The 22513-nt window shown below is 62.6% G+C and carries 23 protein-coding genes; 10 read left to right on the forward strand and 13 right to left on the reverse strand.

Features of this window, described 5'->3' with window-relative positions; genetic code table 11:
• The 4 genes from JOZ06_RS00495 to JOZ06_RS00510 all read right to left on the reverse strand — a co-directional run.
• Window positions 1-1979 (reverse strand): diguanylate cyclase (locus tag JOZ06_RS00495; protein ID WP_293227638.1); only part of this gene is annotated, 1979 nt, incomplete at its 3' end.
• An 89-nt stretch (window positions 1980-2068) separates the two neighbouring features.
• Entirely contained in the window at window positions 2069-3490 is a 1422-nt protein-coding gene (gene thrC / locus JOZ06_RS00500; protein ID WP_293227640.1) for a threonine synthase, read from the reverse strand.
• Between the two features lie 10 nt (window positions 3491-3500).
• A complete protein-coding gene (locus JOZ06_RS00505) occupies window positions 3501-4811 on the reverse strand; it encodes a homoserine dehydrogenase (protein WP_293227642.1) in 1311 nt (436 codons plus the stop codon).
• 33 nt (window positions 4812-4844) lie between these two features.
• Window positions 4845-6068 carry a pyridoxal phosphate-dependent aminotransferase gene (locus JOZ06_RS00510; RefSeq protein ID WP_293227644.1) on the reverse strand — a complete coding sequence of 408 codons (1224 nt, stop codon included), beginning with the start codon at window positions 6066-6068 and terminating at the stop codon, window positions 4845-4847.
• A 158-nt stretch (window positions 6069-6226) separates the two neighbouring features.
• Here JOZ06_RS00510 and JOZ06_RS00515 point away from each other — a divergent pair, with 158 nt between their 5' ends.
• From JOZ06_RS00515 to JOZ06_RS00525, 3 genes are all read left to right on the forward strand, one after another.
• Entirely contained in the window at window positions 6227-6592 is a 366-nt protein-coding gene (locus JOZ06_RS00515; protein WP_293227645.1) for an MTH938/NDUFAF3 family protein, read from the forward strand.
• Between the two features lie 95 nt (window positions 6593-6687).
• Entirely contained in the window at window positions 6688-7782 is a 1095-nt protein-coding gene (locus JOZ06_RS00520) for an AAA family ATPase (RefSeq protein WP_293227647.1), read from the forward strand.
• Window positions 7779-8387: a DUF4276 family protein gene (locus JOZ06_RS00525; protein ID WP_293227649.1), complete on the forward strand. Its 609-nt coding sequence runs from the start codon at window positions 7779-7781 to the stop codon at window positions 8385-8387. Before JOZ06_RS00520 ends, JOZ06_RS00525 begins: the two co-directional genes overlap by 4 nt.
• Before the next feature lie 47 nt (window positions 8388-8434).
• Here JOZ06_RS00525 and JOZ06_RS00530 read toward each other — a convergent pair whose 3' ends face one another.
• Window positions 8435-8692, reverse strand: a complete 258-nt coding sequence (locus JOZ06_RS00530) for a hypothetical protein (RefSeq protein WP_293227651.1) — start codon at window positions 8690-8692, stop codon at window positions 8435-8437.
• A 252-nt stretch (window positions 8693-8944) separates the two neighbouring features.
• Between JOZ06_RS00530 and JOZ06_RS00535 the strand changes: the two genes are divergently transcribed.
• A complete protein-coding gene (locus JOZ06_RS00535; protein WP_293227653.1) occupies window positions 8945-9715 on the forward strand; it encodes a DUF6624 domain-containing protein in 771 nt (256 codons plus the stop codon).
• A gap of 29 nt (window positions 9716-9744) precedes the next feature.
• Here JOZ06_RS00535 and JOZ06_RS00540 read toward each other — a convergent pair whose 3' ends face one another.
• The 7 genes from JOZ06_RS00540 to queA form a co-directional block, all read right to left on the reverse strand.
• Window positions 9745-11367 carry a methyl-accepting chemotaxis protein gene (locus tag JOZ06_RS00540; RefSeq protein WP_293227655.1) on the reverse strand — a complete coding sequence of 541 codons (1623 nt, stop codon included), beginning with the start codon at window positions 11365-11367 and terminating at the stop codon, window positions 9745-9747.
• Between the two features lie 151 nt (window positions 11368-11518).
• The gene (gene ubiB, locus JOZ06_RS00545; RefSeq protein ID WP_293227657.1) at window positions 11519-13045 is read right to left on the reverse strand and encodes a ubiquinone biosynthesis regulatory protein kinase UbiB; all 1527 of its coding nucleotides are present in this window, start codon (window positions 13043-13045) and stop codon (window positions 11519-11521) included.
• 2 nt (window positions 13046-13047) lie between these two features.
• Entirely contained in the window at window positions 13048-13647 is a 600-nt protein-coding gene (locus JOZ06_RS00550; RefSeq protein WP_293227659.1) for a sterol-binding protein, read from the reverse strand.
• A gap of 17 nt (window positions 13648-13664) precedes the next feature.
• The gene (locus JOZ06_RS00555; protein ID WP_293227661.1) at window positions 13665-14003 is read right to left on the reverse strand and encodes a multidrug efflux SMR transporter; all 339 of its coding nucleotides are present in this window, start codon (window positions 14001-14003) and stop codon (window positions 13665-13667) included.
• A 17-nt stretch (window positions 14004-14020) separates the two neighbouring features.
• Window positions 14021-14755 carry a bifunctional demethylmenaquinone methyltransferase/2-methoxy-6-polyprenyl-1,4-benzoquinol methylase UbiE gene (ubiE, locus tag JOZ06_RS00560; protein WP_293227663.1) on the reverse strand — a complete coding sequence of 245 codons (735 nt, stop codon included), beginning with the start codon at window positions 14753-14755 and terminating at the stop codon, window positions 14021-14023.
• Between the two features lie 77 nt (window positions 14756-14832).
• Window positions 14833-15207 carry a DUF971 domain-containing protein gene (locus JOZ06_RS00565; protein WP_293227664.1) on the reverse strand — a complete coding sequence of 125 codons (375 nt, stop codon included), beginning with the start codon at window positions 15205-15207 and terminating at the stop codon, window positions 14833-14835.
• Window positions 15208-15228: 21 nt separating this feature from the next.
• A complete protein-coding gene (gene queA / locus JOZ06_RS00570) occupies window positions 15229-16254 on the reverse strand; it encodes a tRNA preQ1(34) S-adenosylmethionine ribosyltransferase-isomerase QueA (RefSeq protein ID WP_293227666.1) in 1026 nt (341 codons plus the stop codon).
• Between the two features lie 340 nt (window positions 16255-16594).
• On the opposite strand from queA, the gene aroQ reads away from it, so the two are divergent.
• The 6 genes from aroQ to JOZ06_RS00600 all read left to right on the forward strand — a co-directional run bounded on the left by aroQ (window position 16595) and on the right by JOZ06_RS00600 (window position 21692).
• Entirely contained in the window at window positions 16595-17044 is a 450-nt protein-coding gene (gene aroQ, locus JOZ06_RS00575; RefSeq protein WP_293227668.1) for a type II 3-dehydroquinate dehydratase, read from the forward strand.
• 35 nt (window positions 17045-17079) lie between these two features.
• The gene (accB, locus tag JOZ06_RS00580; protein ID WP_293227670.1) at window positions 17080-17541 is read left to right on the forward strand and encodes an acetyl-CoA carboxylase biotin carboxyl carrier protein; all 462 of its coding nucleotides are present in this window, start codon (window positions 17080-17082) and stop codon (window positions 17539-17541) included.
• An 83-nt stretch (window positions 17542-17624) separates the two neighbouring features.
• Window positions 17625-18983: an acetyl-CoA carboxylase biotin carboxylase subunit gene (accC, locus tag JOZ06_RS00585; protein WP_293227671.1), complete on the forward strand. Its 1359-nt coding sequence runs from the start codon at window positions 17625-17627 to the stop codon at window positions 18981-18983.
• Entirely contained in the window at window positions 18983-19879 is an 897-nt protein-coding gene (prmA, locus tag JOZ06_RS00590; RefSeq protein WP_293227673.1) for a 50S ribosomal protein L11 methyltransferase, read from the forward strand. The genes accC and prmA overlap by 1 nt, the downstream gene beginning before the upstream one ends.
• Window positions 19876-20976 carry a DUF3426 domain-containing protein gene (locus JOZ06_RS00595; RefSeq protein WP_293227675.1) on the forward strand — a complete coding sequence of 367 codons (1101 nt, stop codon included), beginning with the start codon at window positions 19876-19878 and terminating at the stop codon, window positions 20974-20976. The genes prmA and JOZ06_RS00595 overlap by 4 nt, the downstream gene beginning before the upstream one ends.
• 71 nt (window positions 20977-21047) lie before the next feature.
• Window positions 21048-21692, forward strand: a complete 645-nt coding sequence (locus JOZ06_RS00600; protein WP_293227677.1) for a redoxin domain-containing protein — start codon at window positions 21048-21050, stop codon at window positions 21690-21692.
• Between the two features lie 48 nt (window positions 21693-21740).
• Here JOZ06_RS00600 and JOZ06_RS00605 read toward each other — a convergent pair whose 3' ends face one another.
• Window positions 21741-22508: a glycosyltransferase family 2 protein gene (locus JOZ06_RS00605; protein ID WP_293227679.1), complete on the reverse strand. Its 768-nt coding sequence runs from the start codon at window positions 22506-22508 to the stop codon at window positions 21741-21743.
• Window positions 22509-22513: the final 5 nt, after the last annotated feature.

Here is a 22513-nt window from a genome sequence, read left to right on the forward strand (position 1 = left end):
CGTAGCCGGTTTTTGCCGGCGCGCTTGGCCAGGTACATCGCCTCGTCCGCCTGACGCAACAGCGCGGCGCCGGTGAGCGTCGGCGACATGCCGGCGCGCAGGGCGACGCCGACGCTCGCGCTGATCTCGCCCGCCATGCCGTTCCCCAGTTCATAAGGCAGAGCCACTTGTTTGACGATCTGTTGCGCCACCCGACGCACGGCGCGTTCGGTCAATCCCCAATTGGCCAGCACGGCGACGAATTCGTCGCCGCCCAACCGCGCCAGCGCATCGCCCTCCCGCACCACGCCCAGCAAACGCTGGGCCACCTGTTTCAGCAACACGTCACCCGCTTCATGGCCAAATCGGTCATTGATCGTCTTGAAGCCATCCAAGTCGAGAAACAGCAGCGCGCACGGCATGTCGGCGAGTTCTGCGTCCTGCTGTGCGAGCAGCGCCTCCAGCGCGCGCCGATTGAGCAGCCCGGTCAACGGGTCATGTTCGACCAGGTGTCGCAGCCGCGCCTCGCGTTGCTTGCGCTCGCTCAAGTCGTGCAAGAACGCGCTGCATAGGCAATCGTCGCCCATGTGCATACCGGACAACGCCATCTCGATGGTAAGCGGGCCACGATCGCGCGTATTGGCTACGAGCTCCAGCCGCTGCACCTGATCCGGTTGCCGCGAGGCCTGCGCCACGGCATCCAAAAACCGGACGTGCTCGGACGGCGGGATCAATACCGTCTCCGGCCGCTGGCCAAGCAGCGCCTCGCGCGGCCAGCCGAACAAGGCCTCGGCCTGGCGATTCCAATCGGTCACCGTGCCATCCTTGCCGATCATCAGAAAGGCCTCGCCCGAGCTTTCAATGATTTGACGGGTGCGTGCTTCGCTCGCGCGTAGCGTTTCTTCCGAACGGCGCCGGCGCTCGACTTCCTTGGCCAAGGCATTGAGCGCCCGCGTGCGGTCGTCCAGCAGTTGCTGGCTATATTTGAATTGCTGTTGATGACTCAGGGCCGCCCCGATCATGCCGGCCATCAACTGCACCGTTTGTTGATCGGTAACGGTAAATGCATGGGGACGGTTGGAGAGAATCTTCAGCACGCCGACGACCTGCCCGCGGTCCAACAGCGGCGTGACCACCAGGCTCACCGCCCCCACCCGGAGACAGGCCTCGCGGTCCACGCGCGGGTCCGAACGGCTATCGCCGCACTCGAGCACCTGCCCGGTGCTCACGCACAAACCGGACAAACTGCCTGCCAGCTCGAGACGCAGGCCGACATAAGGAAGTGCGGCGCCGCTGGCGGCGCGGTAGACCATTTCGCCGCCATCGGCCAGCTCGATGACCGCGCCGGTCGCCGGTGTCAGCATCAGCATGCGCTCGACCACGATGGTCATGAACCCCTCGAGTTCGAGCTCCGCTTGAACCAAATGGGATTGCGTGGTGATGACCTGATTGAGATGCGCTGCCTGCGCTTCGAGTTGGGCCATGGCCGCTCGGCGCTCTTGCATCACCGCGAGCAGATGGTCGCTCAATGCCAGCGCCGCCGCCGAGCGCTCTTCAAGCAGGGCGCGCAGATCTTGATCGCGCTGAGCATCGATTGGCTCGCCAATGTCCGTGCTGGTACCGAACCAATGTGCGACGGCACCAGCGCCATCGAGAACCGCCACGGCATGATGCAAATGCCGCCGCCACTGTCCCTCACCGGGCCGACCGAGCCGCGCCACCAGCTCAAAGGCCGCCTGTTGAGCGCGCGCCTGACGCCATGCCTCCCGCCAGGCGGGGAGATCGTCGGGATGTAGACAGGATTCGAACGACGACGCGGCGCCCTCGCGCGCAAAGGGTTGCCCACTCAAGCGCTCCCAGCGGCTATTGACGTAGTCGATTGCGCCGTCGGCACCCGCAGTCCAGACGATCTGCGGCATGAGATCCGCGAGCACGCGAAAACGCATGTCGTTACCCGGAAGGCCGAATGCCCGTCCGTCCAGCCCTTTGAGCTCGCTCACCGTCTCGCCTCCACACACCTAAAGCCGACGCAATCTATAAAATTGTAGAATGCACTCGCCACAGGGGGCAAAGCTTGCCTAGAAGGTCCTCAGGTATTCGCCTCGATCACCTGCTTGACCGCGGCGACGTCGGCCGGCAGCACGGTGAAGCGCTGCGGCAGCGCTTCCAGACCGTCGAAACCGGCGGGACGCGGCGGGTCCTGATCGAGCGCCTCACGCATCGTCTCGGCGAACTTGGCCGGCAGCGCCGTTTCCAGGCACACCACGATCTCGCCCGGGCGGCGCAGTTCGCGCGCGACCTTGACGCCATCGGCGGTGTGCGGGTCGAGCAGGCGCGCGGGTTCCTCCGCCGCCACCTGGCGAATGGTCGCCAGCCGGTCGGCATGGGTGCTGCGGCCGGAGACGAAACCGTAACGGCGCGATACCTCGGCGAACAGCGTATCGTCCTCCAAGCTGCTCAGGTCGAAGCCCACGCCTTTATCCACGCCGCGCCACAGCTCGTTCAAGGCCACCGGATTGCGCCCCACCAGATCGAAGATGAAGCGCTCGAAATTGGACGCCTTGGAAATATCCATCGACGGGCTGGAGGTCACCTGGGTTTCGGCGCCCGCGCGCGGCCGGTAGCGGCCGGTGCGGAAGAACTCGTCCAGCACGTCGTTTTCGTTGGTGGCCACGATCAGACGGTCGATCGGCAAGCCCATCTGGCGCGCGATATGGCCGGCGCAAACATTGCCGAAGTTGCCCGAGGGCACGCAGAAGCTCACCTTCTGATCGTTGCTGTCGCTGGCGGCGAAATAGCCGTAGAAGTAATACACCACCTGCGCCACCACCCGCGCCCAATTGATCGAGTTGACGGTGCCGATGGCGTGGCGCGCCTTGAAGTCGGCGTCGTTCGATACCGCTTTGACGATATCCTGGCAGTCGTCGAACATGCCCTCGATCGCCAGATTGTGGATGTTTTCATCCGCCAAGGAGAACATCTGCGCGCGCTGGAAGGCGCTCATCTTGCCGTGCGGCGACAGCATGAACACACGGATGTTGGCGCGGCCGCGCATCGCGTGTTCCGCCGCGCTGCCGGTGTCGCCCGAGGTGGCGCCAAGGATGTTGAGCTGTTGCCCGCGCTTGACCAGCACGTACTCGAACAGGTTGCCCAACAACTGCATCGCCATGTCCTTGAACGCCAGCGTCGGCCCGTTGGACAACTGCTGCACGAACAGCCCGTCGGCGAGGCGGGCCAGCGGCGTGATTTCCGCCGTGCCGAACACCTCGGCGCGGTAAGTGCGCGTCACGATGTCGCGCAGATCGTCGGCGGGAATGTCGTCGGCGAACAAGCGCACGATCTCGAAGGCCAGATCCGGATAGGACAGGCCGCGCCAGGCCGCGAGCGTGTCGCGGTCGACGCGCGGGTAATGCGTCGGCATCACCAAGCCGCCGTCCGGCGCGAGCCCCATCAGCAGGATATCGCAGAAGCGTTGCGGCGCGAGCCGCCCCCTGGTGCTGATATAGTCCATCGCGCGCTCCTTAGGCGTTGAGTTCTTCCATGCGCAATCGCACCACCGCCCCGTCGATGCTGTCGAGCGCCTCGATCTCGGCGATGGCGTGGTTGACGTGTTTTTCCTTGACGCGATGGGTCAGAATCACCACCTCGGCCGCGCCGTCATGGCTCGATCCCTTCTGGATCACCGCCTCGATCGAGATCGCGTCCTCGGCCAGAATGCGCGTGATGTTGGCCAGCACCCCGGCGCGGTCGATCGCCTGGATGCGCAGATAGTAGGAGCTGACCACCTCGTCGATCGGCAGGATCGGCAGATCGTGCAGCTGGTCCGGCTGGAACGCCATTAGCGGCACGTGGTGCTCGGGGTCGGCCGCCAACAGACGCGTCACGTCGACGATGTCGGCCACCACCGCCGAGGCGGTCGGCAAGGCGCCTGCGCCGGCGCCGTAGTACAGCGTCGGCCCGGCGGCGTCGCAATTGACCAGCACGGCATTCTTGACGCCGTTGACGTTGGCAATCAGCCGGCTCTCCGGAATCAGCGTCGGATGCACCCGCAGTTCGATGCCCTCGTCGGTGCGGCGCGTGAGACCCAGCAGCTTGACGCGGTAGCCGAGCTCCTCGGCGTAGCTGATGTCTTTCGACGACAACTGGCTGATGCCTTCCAGATAACACTTGCTGAACTGCATCGGGATGCCGAAGGCGATCGACGCCATGATGGTCAGCTTGTGGCCGGCGTCGTGCCCCTCGATGTCGAACGTGGGGTCGGCCTCGGCATAGCCCAGACGCTGCGCGTCGGCCAGCGCGTCGGCGAAGCTTGCGCCCTTCTCGCGCATCTCGGTCAGGATATAGTTGGCGGTGCCGTTGATGATGCCGGCGATCCACTCGATACGGTTGGCGGCGAGGCTCTCGCGCAGCGCCTTGATGATCGGCACGCCGCCGGCCACCGCGGCCTCGAAGGCGACGATCACGCCCTTCTCCTGGGCGCGGGCGAAAATCTCGTTGCCGTGTTCGGCGATCAGCTTCTTGTTGGCCGTCACCACGTGCTTGCCGTTGTCGATCGCCTTGAACACCAGCTCGCGGGCGATGGAGGTGCCGCCGATCAATTCGACGACGATATCCACCTCGGGATGGTTGACGATCTGGAAGGCGTCGTCGACCACGATCACTTCGGGGCCGACATGTTCGCGCGCGCGCTGGGTATCGCGGTTGGCCGCCATGAAGAGGCGGATGCGCCGCCCGGCGCGGCGGCTGATTTCCTCTGCATTGCGTTTAAGCACCGTGGCGGTGCCGCCGCCCACCGTGCCGACCCCCATCAGGCCGATATTGATTGGTTTCATACTCTCGATCTCCTGGTTCCGTTTTTTATTCGTTTAGACGTGGCGCTGACGGTAGTTGTGCAGGAAGCGCTCGACGCGATCCATGGCCTCGTTCAATTCATCGGTGTTCGGCAGGAACACGACGCGGAAGTGATCCGGATTGACCCAATTGAAGCCGGTGCCCTGCACCAGCAGCACCTGTTCCTGGCGCAGCAGTTCGAGGATGAACTGCTGGTCGTCGGCGATCGGGTACATTTTCGGATCCAGCTTCGGGAACAGGTACAGCGCGCCTTGCGGCTTGACGCAGCTGACGCCGGGCATCGCCGTGAGCCGTTCCCAAGCCAGATCGCGCTGCCGCCCCAGCCGCCCGGTGGGCAGCACCAGATCGTCGATGCTCTGATAGCCGCCCAACGCGGTCTGAATCGCGTACTGCCCCTGCACGTTGGAACACAGCCGCATCGAGGCCAGCATGTTCAGGCCCTCGATATAATCCTGCGCGTGATGCTTCTCGCCCGAAACGATCATCCAGCCGACGCGGAAACCGGCGGCGCGATAGTTCTTGGACAGCCCGTTCATGGTGATGCAGAGCACGTCGGGCGCCAGCGAGGCGATCGACGTGTGCCTGGCCTCGTCGTAGAGCACCTTGTCGTAAATTTCGTCGGCGTAGATGATCAGCTGATGCTGGCGCGCGAGCTCGACGATCTCGGCCAGGAGCGCCGGCGGATAGACCGCGCCGGTGGGGTTGTTGGGGTTGATCACCACGATGGCGCGGGTGTTCGGCGTGATCTTGCCGCGCATGTCCTCGATGTCGGGGAACCAGCCGGCCTCCTCGTCGCAGAGATAGTGCACGGCGCGGCCGCCGGCCAGGCTCACCGCCGCGGTCCACAACGGATAGTCCGGCGCCGGCACCAACACCTCGTCGCCGACGTCGAGCAGGCCCTGCATCGCCATGACGATCAGTTCGGAAACGCCGTTGCCGATATAGATGTTCTCCATCCCGACATTCGGCAGTTTCTTTTCCTGCGCGTAATGCATGATGGCTTTGCGGGCGGCGAACAACCCGCGCGAATCGGAATAGCCCGACGCGTCCTGCAGATTCGCGATGACGTCCTCGATGATTTCGTCCGGCGCGAAAAAGCCGAATGGCGCGGGATTACCGATATTCAGCTTGAGAATGCGGTGGCCTTCATCTTCCATCCGCTTGGCATGTTCGAGCACCGGCCCGCGAATGTCGTAGCAGACATTGGCGAGCTTCTGCGATTTTTTGACTGGCTGCATGGCGATCTACTTGTTTTGGCGCGCCTTTTGCTCAGCGCGTCTTGTCTTGATAATGGCTCTTTGTCCCTGGGGCCGACGCACGCGCCAGGCCGGGTCGAGTTATAATCCTATCCTAAACGCGTCAGCGCGGGCATATTAATTTTCAATGGAAAAATGGCATGAAACTACATGAGGCCGCGGCGCAGGGCCGCAATGTGATCACCGCTTTCGACGCCGGCCGCATCCGCATCAACCAGGATTATTTCAGCGGCAGCCTGATCATTACGCCGGACAGCGTCTCGCCCTGGCAGGCCGTGTCGTTCGACGCGCTCGACGCCGCCGACTTCGCGGCGCTGCTGGCGTTCGAGCCCGAGGTGGTGCTGTTCGGCAGCGGCGCCACGCTGCGTTTTCCTCACCCGCGCCTGACCGCCCAGCTCGCCGAGGCGCGCGTCGGCTTCGAAGTGATGGACACCCACGCCGCCTGCCGCAGCTACAATATTTTGATGGCGGAAGACCGCAAGGTGGTGCTGGCGGTGCTGGGGTAAGGAAGCATCGGGACTGGCGCTATTTAGAACGGCATGCGATGCGCAACCATGCCACAATGCCGTTTTGTCGCTGCATTCACTTCATGGATGGCATCATGGGTAAGTTAGGACGCCTGCAACATCTCAAACTCAAAGGTTTCCGCTCGATTCGCGCGCTGGATTTATCTTTGGCGCCGCTCAACATCCTGATTGGCCCCAATGGCGCCGGCAAGTCGAACTTCATTGGTTTTTTCCGTTTCATGAACAGCTTGCAAGCCAAGGAATTGCAACTGTATGTTCGCACGCAACTGAATGGCGCGGACAGGACGCTGTATTTTGGCCGAAAAACCACTACGAAACTGGAAATCGACCTGCATTTCCCACCCAACAGTTATCAGGCGACGCTCGTCCCAACAACAGACGACAGTTTAGTTTTCGCCATGGAGACGGCGGTCTTCCATGGAAAAGAGATCAATTATTCGGGCGGCACCCAACAGCACCCCTTGGCCGGCGCCGGGGCGCTGGAATCCGGCCTGCCTCGGCCGGGCAGCCTCTCCCCTGCCCATCACGTTTCCAGGTACATCAACGACTGGAAGGTTTATCACTTCCACGACACCAGCGATACCGCCAAAGTCAAAATGGCCTATAGCATTCACGAAAATGCCCGCTTGATGCCACATGGGGAGAATCTGGCCGCTTATCTGTACGGTATCCGAGACACCGAGGCTTACACACGTATTGTCCACACCATTAAGCGCGTAGCGCCCTTCTTCCACGACTTCGTGTTTCAACCGGAAGCCAACGATTTGATCCGGTTGCGCTGGAAGCATAAAGGCAGTGACGACTATTTCGACGCCACGATGCTATCGGACGGCACCTTGCGCTTTATCTGCCTGACGACTCTGCTCTTGCAGCCTACCTTGCCGACCATGATTTTGCTGGATGAACCAGAGCTCGGTTTACACCCCTTTGCCATGCAATTACTGGCGGCCATGATGCGTTCAGTCAGCGAGCGCACTCAAATCATTGCTTCAACACAGTCCGTTACGCTTGCCAACCAGTTCGGTTGGCAAGATCTGGTCGTCGTCGATCAAATCGGCAATGAATCTTGCTTCCGCCGCCTTCAAGAGCAAGAGGTCGCTCACTGGCTGGAACAGTACAAACTCGGCGAGATTTGGGAAATGAACGTGTTGGGGGGAACACCCGAATGATACGGTTAGGGATCAGTGTCGAAGGAGCGACTGAGCGGGAATTCGTCAATCGGGTACTACGAACGCATTTGGAAATTTCAGGGATTCATGTTACTGCAGTCGATTTGCGCGGCAACGTCTGCATCGACAAAATCCGGACCGTGTTGCCGCCGTTGCTTGGCAGCTTTGACCGTGTCAGCACGCTCTACGACTTTTATGGCTTCAAAGGCAGGGAAGGGCGTAGCGTGGCGGCGCTGGAAGCCGACATGGCGTCATTGCTCGACGCTCCACAGCAACGGCGATTCCTTCCCTATGTACAGCAATACGAATTTGAAGCCCTGCTTTTCGCGGTTCCGTCACAGTGCGTACAGTGGTTGCAAGGGACACACCAGCAGCACGAATCCATGTCGCAGATGGTCAGAGAAGCGGGGTCGCCGGAGCAGGTCAATGATCGCCCGGAAACCAGTCCCTCGCACCGGTTGAAAGCACTGTTCCCCGGTTATGACAAAAAGCTTCATGGCCCTGACGTAATCGAATTTGCCGGACTTGGAGAAATCCGCGCCCAGTGTGCGCGCTTTCATCATTGGGTCTCGCGATTGGAACAATGGGGCGCCGCACAGCCCTAACACCGAGTCCCGTTCGGGCGGCTAAGCCGCCCGCCTCGGTTAGCGCCTTATTCGGCGGTTAAGATCACGCATCCCGCCACGCGCCGGGTTCGCACCGGCTGCGGCAAATACATCCATGATTGCTCCGAATCGACACGCAGCGACGACCACGGCAGACGGCTGTCGACGATCAGCCGGCACACGCCGGGATCGGCTTGGCCCGCGCGCGGCGCGCACAATTCCGAGATCAGAGCGAACAGCGGCAATTGCCGGAGGTCGCGGTTTGAAACGGCGGTGGGGGTTGCAGTACGATGGCAGATAGCCATATCAATTCTCCTTTGTTTAAGGGTTGCAGATTTGGTGTGGTCAGCGGGCTCGGGGTCTAGTCCACCCCGGGCCCGCGCCCTTTAGCGGCTTTTTTGGGGCCGCGAGCCCCACAATAGCCAGCCAGGAGCCAAAGGACAAGAGCGCATAACCGTCAGAAAATACTGAAAATAGCACCGTCACCACGCCGCATTGACCCCTCCCGCCAGGGCTTTTAGCTTCGGAACTCCTTCCCCCTTCCAGGAGCCCCCGCCATGCGCCCCCAACGTCTTTTCATTTTGTCGCTTGCCTGCGCCGTCTGCGCCCAGGCCGAACCCTGCCGGCAAACCCAGGTCGAGCTGACGCAGTCAGGTCAACCAACGACCCTGCTCTTCCCGCCTTGCGCCCAAATCAAGGTCATCGCGCGAAAAGTCACCGAGGAGAACGCGCATACGACGCTGGCGGAAGGCGAAGTCACCATCCGCGAAACCGGCGGCGGACCGATGGCGTTGACCTTGATAACCGATCGCGCGCGGATTCACACTCGCGCCGTCAGCAAGGCATGGATGGACGACATCGCGGCGCTGGTCAGCGCCGGACGCGACGACCAGCGCTACCGCCGCCAGCGCAAGCCATCGCTGCGCGACGCCGAGCGCCAGCACGAACTCGACCTCGCCAACCAGCAGCTTTTGCAGCGCTATGTCGACCAACACGGCTGGCCCGGATTCAGAACCGCCGGCGTCAAAGCCGCGCGGGCGGCCTTTCTGATCGTGCAGCACGCCGATTTGGCCATGCAGAAGCGCTATGTGGAGGATTTGCGCGCGGCGGTGCGCGCCGGTGACGCCTGGCCCAGCAGTCTCGCCCTACTGGAGGATCGCATCGACGTTCGCGAAGGGCGCACGCAGCGCTACGGCTCGCAGATCCAGATCGGCGCCGACGGCAAGCCGGCGCCGCATCCGATTCAAGACCCCGGCACGGTCGACCAGCGCCGGGCCGAGGTGGGTCTGGAACCGCTGGCGGACTATCTCAAGCATTTCGCCGATTAGGGCCGTGCTACACGAGGGCGTTTTGCAACTCACACCTGATATTGCGATACGGTCTGCAAAATGGCGCGCGCCTGCTGCTGCAGCCCCTGGGCCGCGTTCGCCGAACTGCCGGCGGCGCTGGCGTTTTCCTCCGCCATCTGGGCAATCTGCTCCACCCGTTGGGCAATCGTGTGGCTGGTGCTGGTCTGCTCGGTAATGCTGCTGGAGATGTCGCCGACCAATTGCATCGCTTGCTGGGTATTGTCCTGGATGCGCACGATGGCCTCGTTGGCCGCGCGGGCGCTATCCGCCTCCTGATTGGCCTTGAGCACCACCTGCTCCATCGTGCCGACCGCCTCCTTGGTGCCCAGCTGCATCTTGCTGGCGACGCTGGTGATCTCGGTGGTCGATTTGGCGGTGCGCTCGGCCAGCTTTCTCACCTCGTCGGCCACCACGGCGAAGCCGCGGCCCATGTCGCCCGCCCGTGCGGCCTCGATCGCCGCGTTGAGCGCCAACAGGTTGGTTTGATCGGCGATCTCCTTGATGATGCCCATCACCGTGGCGATGGTCTGGCTGTCGCTTTGCAGCTGATTGATGCGCACAGCGGCATCGCGGATGGAGGCCGACACGAAGCTGATGCCGTCCACCGTCGCCAAGATCACCTGGCCGCCCTGCGCCGCCGTATCCCCCGCCGCGCTGGTCTGGCCGGCCGCCTCGTGGGCGCGGTCGGAAATATGGCTGATGCTGACCATCATCTGCTCCACCGAGGCGGCCATCGTCGCCGCGGCCTCGCTTTGCACTTCCGAGCTTTTGGCGATCTGCGTGGTGTTGGTCACCATGGCGGCGATCGTCTCGTCGATCGCCGTCACGCTGTGGCGCACGTCGCGCAAGCTGTTCTGCAACTGATCGAGCAAACCATTGAAGGCTTCGGCCGTGGCGCCGATTTCATCGTGGCGCCGGGTGGTCACGCGCAAGCGGAAATCCAGCGAGCGGCGCACGTCCTGCATCACCGTCTGCATCGCGCTCAGGCTAATGCGGATATGGCGGAACAACACCACGCCGAGCGTCGCGCACACCGCCAAGCAAAAGGCCATGATCAGCGCGGAAAGAATCAGCGCGCGGCGGTAGGCGGCGGCATTATCGCGCGACAGGCCCTCGGCCAAGTCGTAGTTGAATTGGACGTGATCGACCAGCTTTTTGCTCAGCGCATCCGCCGCGGCGTTCATCGGTCCCGATTGAATCGCCTGCTGCGCCTCGGCCTGCTTGTGGGCGCTCGACAACTGCAGCAGGGCGCCGCGCGCCGCCCGGTATTGCGCGAGCAGCGCCTGGTCTTCGTTGAGCAGCTTCTGATCGGCATCGTTGGAAATCAGCTCTTTGCCATAATGCGCCAGCGCGTCGTCGATCTGTTTGTCGGCGGCGGCGATGGCTTGCTGATCGGCGGCTTTTTGGCCGTCAGTTGGATCGAGAATATGGCGGTAAGTCCCCAAGCGCGACTGGGTCAGGCCATCCTGCGCCAAATCGAGCGTGGCGATACTGGGGAAAGTATTGATTTTCAGGTAATTGAAGCGTTCGTTGGCTTGCTGTTGTTCCCACAAGCCCAGGACGCCGACGACGAGCACAGCCACCATCGCCAGCAGTAACGTCGTCAGAAGACGCTGCGAAATGTTCATCATCTGTCCCTCATTCTGTCAGCATTTTTGCTTCTTTTCTTTCCAAACGCGCAAAAACAGCACGCGCCTGGTTGCTGTGTCAGAATATAGACAGTAAATGATTGAAATAAAAAGAAATTAAACCGTTTGGCCAGGATGGGGGATATCCATCCCCTTATAACAGTCCCTTTGCCAACAGCGCCACCAGCAGGATGGCAATCAGCGTCAACAGGAAATTCTGCCGCTTTTGCTCCTTCATCAACAACACATAGCTTTGCACCAGCATGTCTTGCGTCCGTCCGCCCAAGGCGTCGTTGAGCTTGCGCGGCAGCGCCGGCAGCGTGGTCGCCCATTGCGGCGCCTCGTTTTTCAGCGCGCGCACGAAGCCGCGCCAGCCGATCTGCTCGTTCATCCACTTGCTGAGGAACGGTTTGGCGGTGTCCCACAAATTGAGGTCGGGGTCGAGCTGGCGTCCCAGTCCTTCGATGTTAAGCAGCGTCTTTTGCAGCAACACCAGCTGCGGCTGAATCTCGACATTGAAGCGGCGGCTGGTTTCGAACAACCGCAGCAACACCAAGCCAAAGGAAATCTGCGACAGCGGCCGCTCGAAGAACGGCTCGCATACCGTGCGCACCGCGGCTTCCAGCTCTTCGGCGCGGGTATCGGCCGGCACCCAGCCGGACTCGATGTGCGCGGTGGCGACACGATGATAATCGCGGTTGAAGAAAGCGAGGAAGTTCACCGCCAGATAATGCTTGTCGACCTCGGTCAGGCTACCGACGATGCCGAAGTCGAGCGCGATGTAGCGGCCGTCGGCGGCGACGAAGATATTGCCCGGATGCATGTCGGCATGGAAAAAACCGTGGCGGAACACCTGGGTGAAGAAAATTTCCACACCGAAGCGCGACAGCTTCTTCAAATCGACGCCGTCGGCGCGCAAGCGGTCGATCTGGCCGATCGGCGTGCCGCGCATCCATTCCAGCGTCAGCACCTCGCGCGCCGTATAGTCGTAAAACACCTCGGGCACCAACAGCATGTCCGAGTCCTGGAAATTGCGCCGCAGCTGCGAGGCGTTGGCCGCCTCGTGCATCATGTCCAATTCGTCGTGCAGGTATTTGTCGAATTCGGCCACCACCTCGCCCGGCTTCAAGCGCTTGCCGTCGGGGAAGCCGACTTCCACCACGCGCGCCAATGTGCGCATCAGCGCCAGATCCTGCTCGATCACCGGCAGGATGTCCGGACGCAGCACCTTGATCGCCACCTCCCGGCCGCGCGACCCGTCGGCTTGGCGCAGCCAGGCATGATGCACCTGCGCCACCGAGGCGCTGGCCACCGGCACGTCGTCGAAATCGACGAAGAGCTGATCCAGCGTCCGGCCGAGACCCGTCTCGATCACCCGCCGCGCCAATTGGCCGTCAAAGGGCGGCACCTTATCTTGCAATTTGGCCAATTCGTCGGCGAACGCCGTCGGCAGCAAATCGCGCCGGGTCGACAGCACCTGGCCGAATTTGACGAATACCGGCCCCAGGCTCTCCAGCGCCAGGCGCAGACGCACCGGCAGGCTATCGCCGCGATGACGCGGCAGCGGCACGAACCGGCACAGCGCATGCACCCATTTCAGGCGCGAGTGGCTACGGAAAAAGTCGTCCAGGCCAAAACGGTAGAAGGTGGCGAAGATCTTGTAGGCGCGTGTTATCCGCATGGTTATCCGGCCGGTTGTTCCGGCTCGCTCCCCTGCCCGCGCGCGGCTTCCAGCCGGGCCAGGCGTTTTTCCAGTCGTTCCGCGTCGTCGCGCAAGGTGTCGACGGCGGCCACAAAGTGTTCCACATCGCGCTTGTTCGCCAACAGCGGCACTTCGTCGCGCAAATGCTCGATCCAGCTATCCATGAGCCGTGCCGCCACCTCGCCCTTGAAACCGGCCAGGCCGCGCGCCCAGCCCTCGACGCGGTGCGCGCCGGCGTCCCCCAGCACGCGCGACAGATCCTCCACCGGCAGCCAGCGCAGTTGTCCGGCCACGTGACCGAAACGCTGCGCCAGCTCGGCGTCGCCGCTCAGTTCGAGATCGGCGAAATCGGGCGTCCGCCCGGCCCACTGCGCCGTCAGCGCGGCCACCGGCTTGACGCGCACCGTGGCCTCGGGCTCGCCGGCGCTCGCCGCGAGCCAGCCCTCGGCGGTAATCACGCCGGACACGGCGATGGGCGGCAGCGCCAGGGCCACGCGCCGGCCGGCCAATTCGGCCAGTTCGGCGCGCAACGCCGGGTATTGGCCAAGTACATGATTGAACAAGGCAAGAACCGGTTGCATGGTGCGCTCCCCGCGACTTAGGCCGACGATTTGGCGAAGCTCAAGACCACGACGCCGACGGTGATACAGGCGATGCCGGCGAATTTCAGCCAAGTCACGCTCTCGCCATAGGCGGCAATGCCCACCACCGCCACCACGGCCATGCCGACGCCGCACCAGACGGCGTAGACCAGACCCAGCTCCAGCCGCTGCACCACCCGCCCCAGCAGCCAGAAAGACAAGACGTAGCCGACCGCCACCACCAGCGATGGCAGCGGACGGGTAAAGCCCTGAGCCAGTTTCAGCGAACTCGTGGCGGTGACCTCGGCGGCGATGGCGCCTGCCAACATCAGCCAGCTTTGCACAGTCGGATGCATGTCGCCTCCCCAGCCGCTCAGAACTTATAGCCCTTGTGCAGCGCCACGACGCCGCCGGTCAGATTGTGGTAGTCGGCCTTGCCGAAACCCGCGTCGAGCATCATTTGCCGCAGCGTCGCCTGATCGGGGTGCATACGGATCGACTCGGCCAGATAACGGTAGCTGTCGGCGTCGTTGGCCACGAGTTTGCCCATCAGCGGCAGCGCCTTGAACGAATACAGGTCATACAGCGGCGCGAGCGGCTTCCACACCTTGGAGAACTCCAGCACCAGGAGCTTGCCGCCCGGCTTGAGCACGCGGCACATCTCGGCCAGCGCCGCATCCTTATGCGTCATGTTGCGCAGGCCAAAAGCCACCGACACGCAATCGAAGTAGTTATCCGGGAACGGCAGCTTCTCGGCGTCGGCGAGCGCCACCGGCAAGATCCGCCCTTGGTCGAGCAGGCGGTCGCGGCCGACGGTCAGCATCGAGCTATTGATGTCGGTCAGCCACACCTCGCCCTCCTTGCCGACGCGCTCGGCCCAGCCGCGCGCCAGGTCGCCGGTGCCGCCGGCGATATCGAGCACGCGGTCGCCGCGGCGCACGCCGGAAGTGGTCAGGGTGAAATGCTTCCAGACGCGATGCAACCCGCCGGACATCAGGTCGTTCATCACGTCGTATTTATTCGCCACCGAGTGAAACACCTCGGCCACTTTGTGCGCCTTGTCGTCTTCCGCCACGGTCTTGAAACCGAAATGCGTGGTTTTCTCCATGTCGCGCTTCCTTAGGTTCCGTTTTTTGTGGTCATGCGTCGCTTGGCGAACGCATGCTACGTCCGATTCGCCTGCGTTTATGGGTCCCGGCTCGCGCCCGCTGCCGCCAGCCGATCCAGATAGTCCTGCCAGTTTTCCGCCTGGCGGCGGCCGAGCTCATACAAATAGTCCCAGCTATAGAGGCCGGAGTCGTGGCCATCGTCGAACACCAGCTTCACCGCGTACTGCCCCACCGGCTCCACCGCGGTGATGGCGACCTCGCGCTTGCCGGTCTGCAGCACCTCTTGGCCGGCGCCATGGCCGCGTACCTCGGCCGAGGGCGAAAACACGCGCAGATACTCGCTCGGCAGTTCAAACCGCGCGCCGTCGTCGAAACTGATTTCCAATACCCGGGTGCGGGTGTGCAGGCACAGTTCGCGCGGATGCGCGCTGTCTTTTTTCAATCCGGCCATGAGCCCCCGTCCTCCGTCGTGTCAATCGGCCCGCTTTTCCAGCAGCATGGCGTCGCCGTAGCTGAAGAAGCGGTATTCGTGTTCCACCGCGTGCCGGTAGGCGGCGCGGATGGTTTCCATGCCGGCGAAGGCCGACACCAGCATCAAGAGCGTCGACTTCGGCAAATGGAAGTTGGTCAGCAAGCGGTCCACCACGCGGAAACGGTACCCCGGCGTGATGAAAATCTCGGTCTCGCCGCGGCCGGCCAGCAATTCCCCCGATTGTGCCGCCGATTCCAGCGCGCGCAAACTGGTGGTCCCCACCGCCAGCACGCGCCGACCGTCCCGACGCGCGGCAACGATCTCGTCGCGGGTGGCGGCGGGAATCTCGTAGATCTCGCTGTGCATCTTATGCTCGCGGATATCGTCGACCCGCACCGGTTGAAAGGTGCCGGCGCCGACGTGCAGCGTCACCCGGCAAAGCTTGACGCCCTTGTCCGTCAGACTGGCGAGCATCTCCTCGGTGAAATGCAGGCCGGCGGTCGGCGCCGCCACCGCGCCCTGTTCGCGCGCGTACACCGTTTGATAACGCTCATCGTCCTCGTTGTCGGCGCCACGTTCGATATAAGGCGGCAACGGCAGCTTGCCGGACTCGGCCAAAATATCGAACAGCGGCGTCTCGGACAGAAAACGCAGCTTGAACAGGTCGCCGACCCGCTCGACCATCTCCGCCTGCCAACGTTCGGCGAAAATCAACCGCGTGCCCGGCTTGGGCGATTTCGAGGCGCGCACGTGCGCCAGCGCGGTGTGGTCGTCCAACACCCGCTCGATCAGCGCCTCGGCACGGCCGCCGCTGGCCTTTTCGCCGAACAGACGCGCTTTGATGACGCGCGTATCGTTAAATACCATGACATCGCCCGGCCCGACCTCAGCGAGGAAGTCCGCAAACATCAGATCGTCAAGCTCGGCGCCTGCGACGTGCAGCAGGCGGCTCGCGCCGCGCTCGGCCGGCGGATGCTGGGCGATCAGGTGTTCGGGCAGAAAGTAGTCGAATTCCGAGATATGCATGGTGATCCACAAACTTGAAACCGTGAGATTATACCTATGCTTGTCTTGCCCGGCACGGGTTTAGGGGCCGTCTGCAAACCCTTTGTGAACGACGCTGGCCGCGCGCCCCTCGCCGCGTGCCTCGAAAAACCTTGGTGCAGATCAACGCCGGCCACCGACGTTGGCGCACAATAGCCACACCCCGGACAATGCGGTTAAACTAGTGCTTTCGCTCCATTCCCCGGGGCTCCGACAGGTGGGCACGCTGAAATCGTTTTGAAACAATTTCAGCCAAAGCTGGACATCTTGCCGACATTTGCGGCAAACTTCGGCCCATTATTTAACTGAAGGACCCGACATCTTGGCCCGAAAAATCCTTGTGCTGCACGGCCCAAACCTGAATCTTCTGGGCGCCAGAGAGCCGCAGCACTACGGTCGAGACACGCTGGACACGATCAATCAGCGCTTGAAAAAGCAGGCCGCTCAAGCCGGTTTCGAGCTGGACGCTCTGCAGAGCAATGCCGAACACGTGCTGATCGAACGCATCCACGCCTGCGCGGGCGACAAGACCGAGTTCATCATCATCAATCCGGCCGCCTTCACCCATACCAGCGTCGCCCTGCGCGACGCCCTGGCTGGCGTCAAGGTGCCGTTTATTGAAGTACATCTTTCCAACGTTCACGCCCGTGAGCCGTTTCGCCATCACTCCTACTTCTCGGATCTGGCAATCGGTGTCATCTGCGGGCTGGGCGCTCAGGGATACGAACTGGCGTTGACCCACGCCATGGCCCGTTTGGGCGAGCAAGTCTAATTCGTATCCGCAGAAAAACATTCGAAGGACAATTCATGGACCTGCGTAAACTCAAAAAACTGATCGATCTCGTCGAAGAATCGGGCATTGCCGAACTGGAAGTGACCGAAGGCGAGGAAAAGGTGCGTATTACCCGCGTATCGGCCAATGCCCAGATCGCCTACGCCCAACCGATCAACGCCATGCAATTGCCCCCCGCCGCGGCACCGGTCGCGGCCGCGCCCGCCGCCCAGCCTGCCGCAGGCGCCGCGGCTTACGACGAGAGCCAAGTGGTCAAGTCGCCGATGGTCGGCACCTTCTACCGCGCGCCGAGCCCCGGCGCGAAGAAGTTCGTCGACGTGGGCGACAAGGTGGAAGTGGGCGCCACGTTGTGCATCATCGAAGCCATGAAGTTGATGAACGAGATTGAATCCGATCGCGCCGGCACCGTGACCAAGATCCTGGTCGAGGAAGGCCAGCCGGTCGAATACGGCGAAGCGCTGTTCGTCATCGAGTAAGCGACGAACGCCAATATCGCGATGACAGGGCACGACCGAGCGTGCCCTTGTTGTTTGTTCCGACCTTATACGGACACGCAAATATGTTTGAAAAGATACTGATCGCCAACCGCGGGGAAATCGCCCTGCGCATCCAGCGGGCTTGCCGCGAAATGGGCATCAAGACCGTCGTCGTGCATTCCGAGGCAGACCGCGAAGCCAAGTACGTCAAGCTGGCGGACGAATCGGTCTGCATCGGCCCGGCGCCGTCGGGCAAGAGTTACCTGAACATTCCGGCCATCATCGCCGCCGCCGAAGTCACCGACGCCCAAGCCATTCACCCCGGTTACGGCTTTCTGTCCGAGAATGCCGACTTCGCCGAGCGGGTCGAGCAATCCGGCTTCGTGTTCATCGGTCCGCGCCCGGAAACCATTCGCCTGATGGGCGACAAGGTATCGGCCAAAGATGCCATGCTGGCCGCCAAGGTGCCTTGCGTCCCCGGTTCGGAAGGAGCGCTGCCGGATAGCCCGGAAGACATCGTCCGCACCGCCCGCAAGGTCGGCTACCCGGTGATCATCAAGGCCGCCGGCGGCGGCGGCGGACGCGGCATGCGCGTGGTGCACAGCGAGGCCGCGCTATTGACCGCGGTCAGCATGACCCGCGCCGAAGCCGAGGCGGCCTTCGGCAACCCGACGGTCTACATGGAAAAATTCCTCGAACAGCCGCGCCACATCGAAATTCAGGTGCTGGCCGACGAGTACGGCAATGCCATCTTCCTCGGCGAACGCGACTGCTCGATGCAGCGCCGCCATCAGAAGATCATCGAGGAGGCGCCGGCCCCGGGCATTACCGACAAGCAGCGCCATCAGATCGGCCAGGTTTGCGCCGAAGCGTGCAGCCGCATCGGCTACCGGGGTGCCGGCACGTTTGAATTCCTGTACGAAAACGGCGGTTTCTACTTCATCGAGATGAACACGCGCGTGCAGGTCGAACATCCGGTCACCGAGATGATTACCGGCGTCGACATCGTCCAAGAGCAGATCCGCATCGCCGCAGGCGAAAAGTTGCGCTATAAGCAAAAAGATATTGTCATCCGCGGCCATGCCATGGAGTGCCGGATCAATGCCGAAGACCCGTTCAGCTTCATCCCGTCGCCGGGCAAGATCGACGGCTATCACCCGGCGGGCGGCCCCGGTATCCGTATCGACTCACATATCTATCAAGGATATACAGTGCCATCGCACTATGACTCGATGATCGGCAAACTGATCGCTTATGGCGATACCCGTGACCAGGCCATCGCCCGCATGCGCGTCGCCCTGTCCGAAATGGCGATTTCCGGCATCAAGACCAACATCCCGCTGCACCAGGAGCTGTTCATGGACTCGACCTTCGTCCGCGGCGGCACCAGCATCCATTATCTGGAAGAGCGGCTCGCCAAACTGAAGAAGGGGTCGATCTGATGGCGTGGATCCAAGCCACCATCGACACCGACTCCAAAGTCGCCGAACGGCTCGCCGATGCGCTAATGGAGGCTGGCGCGCTGTCGGCCGCCATCGAGGATGCCTGGGCCGGCACCGCGCAGGAAGAACCGATCTTCGGCGAGCCGGGCGAACCGGTCGAGCGGCTCTGGACGCAAAGCCGCATCATCGCGCTGTTCGCGCACGACGTGGAGGTCGGCTTGGTGATCGCCGCCGCCGCCAACGCGTGCCAGTTGCCGTTGCCGGTCTTCGGCACCGAGCGCATCGAGGAGCAGGATTGGGTGCGTCTGACCCAATCGCAGTTCGAGCCCATCCGCATCTCCGACCGGTTGTGGATCACCCCGACCTGGCACGAGGCGCCGGCCCCCAACGCCGTCAACCTCCAGCTCGACCCCGGCCTCGCGTTCGGCACGGGCAGCCATCCGACCACCCGGCTCTGCCTGCAATGGGTCGACGCCCACCTGACGCCCGGCGCGACGGTGCTGGACTACGGCTGCGGCTCGGGCATTCTGGCCATTGCCGCGCTCAAACTGGGCGCCGGCGAGACCATCGGCGTCGATATCGATCCGCAGGCCATCCGCGCGAGCCGCGACAACGCGGCGCAAAACGGCGTATCCGCCACGTTCTGCTTGCCCGACGATTTGCCGCAAGTACAAGTCGACGTTCTGTTGGCCAACATTCTGGCCAATCCATTGCGCCTGCTTGGCGCCATGCTAGCCAATCACGTTAAAACCGGTGGTAGAATCGTCCTGTCCGGCATATTGGCCGAACAGGCAGAAGAACTCTCGGCGATGTACGCCAGCTGGTTCGATATGGATCCGCCGGTCTTCGACGAGGGATGGACCCGACTCACCGGAACGCGACGACAAACGGTATGACCAAAACAACACAGTGCCCCGCTTGCCAGACCCGATTCAAGGTTAGTGACGCGCAATTGTCCGTCGCACAAGGTCTTGTGCGTTGCGGGCGCTGTGCCCATGTCTTCAACGCCATCGACCATCTGCTCGCGCCGGCAGGCGCTGAAGCGCCCGCCCCTGCGCCCGTCACCCCGCCGCCATCCGCGCCCGAACCGAAGGCGCCGGCCGCCGCCGTGGCGGACATCGACGACTTTGAGCTGGAGGTGCCCGACTTCGATCCGATGGCGGTCAGCCTGCCTGAAGCCCCGCAGGAAGAGCCCGTCGATAGCGGTGCGCCGTCCATGGCGGATGTCGAGGCCTTTCAGCAGGCGCTGAACGAAGCGCTGCATCAGCAGCCGAGTAGCAATGCGCCGGTCGGCGGACCGTTTGCCGAGGAATCGGCGCGTGACGCCATGGTACGGCCGATCGACGAGGACGACCTGCCGGCGGTGCTGGAAACCCGGCGTACCCCGCGGTTCGAGGAAGCCACCGAGGAGGACGAGGCGCCCGCGCCGTTACCGGAAAGCACGCGCATCGACGAGAACAAACCGGCGTTCGACCCCGCGCCCACCGAAGTGGCGGCGCGTCCGCGCCAGCGTCCGTTGACCACCGTGCTGGTGCTGTTGGGTTCGCTCATCGGACTGCTGCTGCTCGCCGGGCAGCTGATTTACGTCAACCGTACGCAGATCGCCGCCCAGGCGCCGGATACCCGCCCTGCCTTCGAGCGGCTGTGCAAGAAGTTCGGCTGCACCGTCCCCTACCCGACCGACCAGGAGTACATCCGTACCGAATGGTCCGAACTGTCCTTCGTGCCCGAGCACACCAACCTGGTGCAGCTCTCGGCTACGCTGAAGAATCACGCTGCCTATCCGCAAGCGTTCCCCATGCTGGAAGTCACGCTCAAGGACGCCGACAATCAAGTCCTGATCCGCAAGGTGTTCACGCCGCAGGACTATCTCAAGCCGGAAAGTCAGAAGCTCAAGCGCTTCGAGGCCAACAGCGAGGAGAAGATCGTCATGCGCTTCGACGTCGGCAAAGTGCACGCCCAAGGCTACAGCCTGTACTGGTTCTATCCGTAAGCCGCGCGATTTTCTTGTTTTTTGCCCCGGCGAGCGCCACCATGAGAGAAACATGGTTAAAGGAGTTCGCTATGAATCAATTCCGACTCCTGTATGGCGAAGACATCCTGCCGCTCATCGGCGACTTCCCCGTGCAGGGCAGCCATCTGCCGAGCTTCATGCTGGTCGACGACCAATTCAACGATGTGGCGCTAGCCCAGTTCACCGGCCTACCCAAGGCCATCATCACCCTGTTGTCCCATGACGAGGAAGAGCATGGCGGCGCTCGTCTCCTGCGCGAAACGCTACGCTTTCTCGAGCGCTGGCCCATGCTGCAGACCGTGGTGATCACGGTCGACTCGCCCTCGACGCTGCGCCGTGTGCGCAAGGAACGCGGACTGCCGCGCGCCATGCTGCTGTCCACGCTACGCGGACGCGATTTCCACAAGCATTTCGGCGTGCTCATCACCGAGTATCCGCTGGCCGGCTACACCGCGCCGGCGATCATCATCGCCGACGCCGACAACAACGTGCTGTATTCCGAGCGATTACGCGACACGCTGGACGATTTCAACTTCGAGCAGATGCGCCCGGCGATGCAAGCGCTGGAAGCCGCGGAAACCGCCGCCAAGCAGCAGGCGGCGGCCGCCGCCGCCCAGGCGCAGGCCGAAGCGGAAGAGCGGGAACGTCAGGAACGGGCAATGATCGATACGGTGCGCCAAAGCACGCCGCGTTGAGCAAAGAGGACGGATGCGCCGCGGGTAGGCGACGCAGCGCAACGCCCCCTACGACGGTGACTTGAGCCGCAGCCGCGCCTTGCGATATTTGTGATAGGTGTAGGCGGCGGCATAACCGCCCAGGACAAGGCCGACCCAACCATCCCGCCAGTTATGGCTACGCACGTACCATTTCAGAAAGGCGCCGATCGCGCTGGTGCGCTGCTGGATCGCCATGAGCAACAGCGGCTTGCGCTTACGCAGCAATTCGATCGCCGACAGGTCGGTATAGAAATCCAGCTTGCGCCGAATCTCCTGCATGGTCTCGAAAGTTTGATGAACCAGTGCGGCCTCGATTTGGCCCGTGCTTTCCGCGCCGCAAGGCGACTCATGCACGCCGGCCATGTCAAAGCTCATTGTGTCGCGGCTGACGATTCTGACCGGATAATCCGGGCAGCCGACGGGGTAACAGGCATGAACCGGCCGACCCAACACGACCCAATCACGACGAACCCGGTAGGCATCATGCGCGAAACCGGCGGCCTTGAGTTCCTGCATGGCCTCAATCAGCGCTTCGCTCGGAATTTCGTCGCTATCGACGAACATCACCTGCGGGTGAAGGCATTGGCTCTGCGCGAAACAGCGCTGCGCGGCAAAGTTGTCGAAAGGGCGAGACAGAATCCGGGCGCCATGGCGGCGCGCGATATCCATCGTGGCGTCGGTGCTGCCGCTGTCGACGATCAGCAAATCGTCGGCAAAACGCGCGGCGGCAGACAATACCTGATCCAGATACTTCTCGCTGTTATAGGTCAGGACGTAAAGAGAGAGAGGCGTCATAGACA

Origin of the sequence: Paludibacterium sp. (assembly GCF_019232825.1) — a bacterium.
In the GTDB taxonomy this organism is placed as follows: Bacteria; Pseudomonadota; Gammaproteobacteria; order Burkholderiales; family Chromobacteriaceae; genus Paludibacterium.

Excerpts from the sequence above, each read along its gene's own strand:
- JOZ06_RS00515 (WP_293227645.1), top strand. The coding sequence starts at position 6,227 with ATGAAACTACATGAGGCCGCGGCGCAGGGCCGCAATGTGATCACCGCT.
- JOZ06_RS00595 (WP_293227675.1), top strand. The coding sequence starts at position 19,876 with ATGACCAAAACAACACAGTGCCCCGCTTGCCAGACCCGATTCAAGGTT.
- JOZ06_RS00505 (WP_293227642.1), bottom strand. The coding sequence starts at position 4,811 with ATGAAACCAATCAATATCGGCCTGATGGGGGTCGGCACGGTGGGCGGC.
- JOZ06_RS00540 (WP_293227655.1), bottom strand. The coding sequence starts at position 11,367 with ATGATGAACATTTCGCAGCGTCTTCTGACGACGTTACTGCTGGCGATG.
- JOZ06_RS00565 (WP_293227664.1), bottom strand. The coding sequence starts at position 15,207 with ATGGCCGGATTGAAAAAAGACAGCGCGCATCCGCGCGAACTGTGCCTG.
- JOZ06_RS00600 (WP_293227677.1), top strand. The coding sequence starts at position 21,048 with ATGAATCAATTCCGACTCCTGTATGGCGAAGACATCCTGCCGCTCATC.
- queA (WP_293227666.1), bottom strand. The coding sequence starts at position 16,254 with ATGCATATCTCGGAATTCGACTACTTTCTGCCCGAACACCTGATCGCC.
- JOZ06_RS00520 (WP_293227647.1), top strand. The coding sequence starts at position 6,688 with ATGGGTAAGTTAGGACGCCTGCAACATCTCAAACTCAAAGGTTTCCGC.
- JOZ06_RS00530 (WP_293227651.1), bottom strand. The coding sequence starts at position 8,692 with ATGGCTATCTGCCATCGTACTGCAACCCCCACCGCCGTTTCAAACCGC.
- JOZ06_RS00605 (WP_293227679.1), bottom strand. The coding sequence starts at position 22,508 with ATGACGCCTCTCTCTCTTTACGTCCTGACCTATAACAGCGAGAAGTAT.
- thrC (WP_293227640.1), bottom strand. The coding sequence starts at position 3,490 with ATGGACTATATCAGCACCAGGGGGCGGCTCGCGCCGCAACGCTTCTGC.
- JOZ06_RS00510 (WP_293227644.1), bottom strand. The coding sequence starts at position 6,068 with ATGCAGCCAGTCAAAAAATCGCAGAAGCTCGCCAATGTCTGCTACGAC.
- prmA (WP_293227673.1), top strand. The coding sequence starts at position 18,983 with ATGGCGTGGATCCAAGCCACCATCGACACCGACTCCAAAGTCGCCGAA.
- JOZ06_RS00550 (WP_293227659.1), bottom strand. The coding sequence starts at position 13,647 with ATGCAACCGGTTCTTGCCTTGTTCAATCATGTACTTGGCCAATACCCG.
- JOZ06_RS00525 (WP_293227649.1), top strand. The coding sequence starts at position 7,779 with ATGATACGGTTAGGGATCAGTGTCGAAGGAGCGACTGAGCGGGAATTC.
- accC (WP_293227671.1), top strand. The coding sequence starts at position 17,625 with ATGTTTGAAAAGATACTGATCGCCAACCGCGGGGAAATCGCCCTGCGC.
- ubiE (WP_293227663.1), bottom strand. The coding sequence starts at position 14,755 with ATGGAGAAAACCACGCATTTCGGTTTCAAGACCGTGGCGGAAGACGAC.
- ubiB (WP_293227657.1), bottom strand. The coding sequence starts at position 13,045 with ATGCGGATAACACGCGCCTACAAGATCTTCGCCACCTTCTACCGTTTT.
- accB (WP_293227670.1), top strand. The coding sequence starts at position 17,080 with ATGGACCTGCGTAAACTCAAAAAACTGATCGATCTCGTCGAAGAATCG.
- JOZ06_RS00535 (WP_293227653.1), top strand. The coding sequence starts at position 8,945 with ATGCGCCCCCAACGTCTTTTCATTTTGTCGCTTGCCTGCGCCGTCTGC.
- JOZ06_RS00555 (WP_293227661.1), bottom strand. The coding sequence starts at position 14,003 with ATGCATCCGACTGTGCAAAGCTGGCTGATGTTGGCAGGCGCCATCGCC.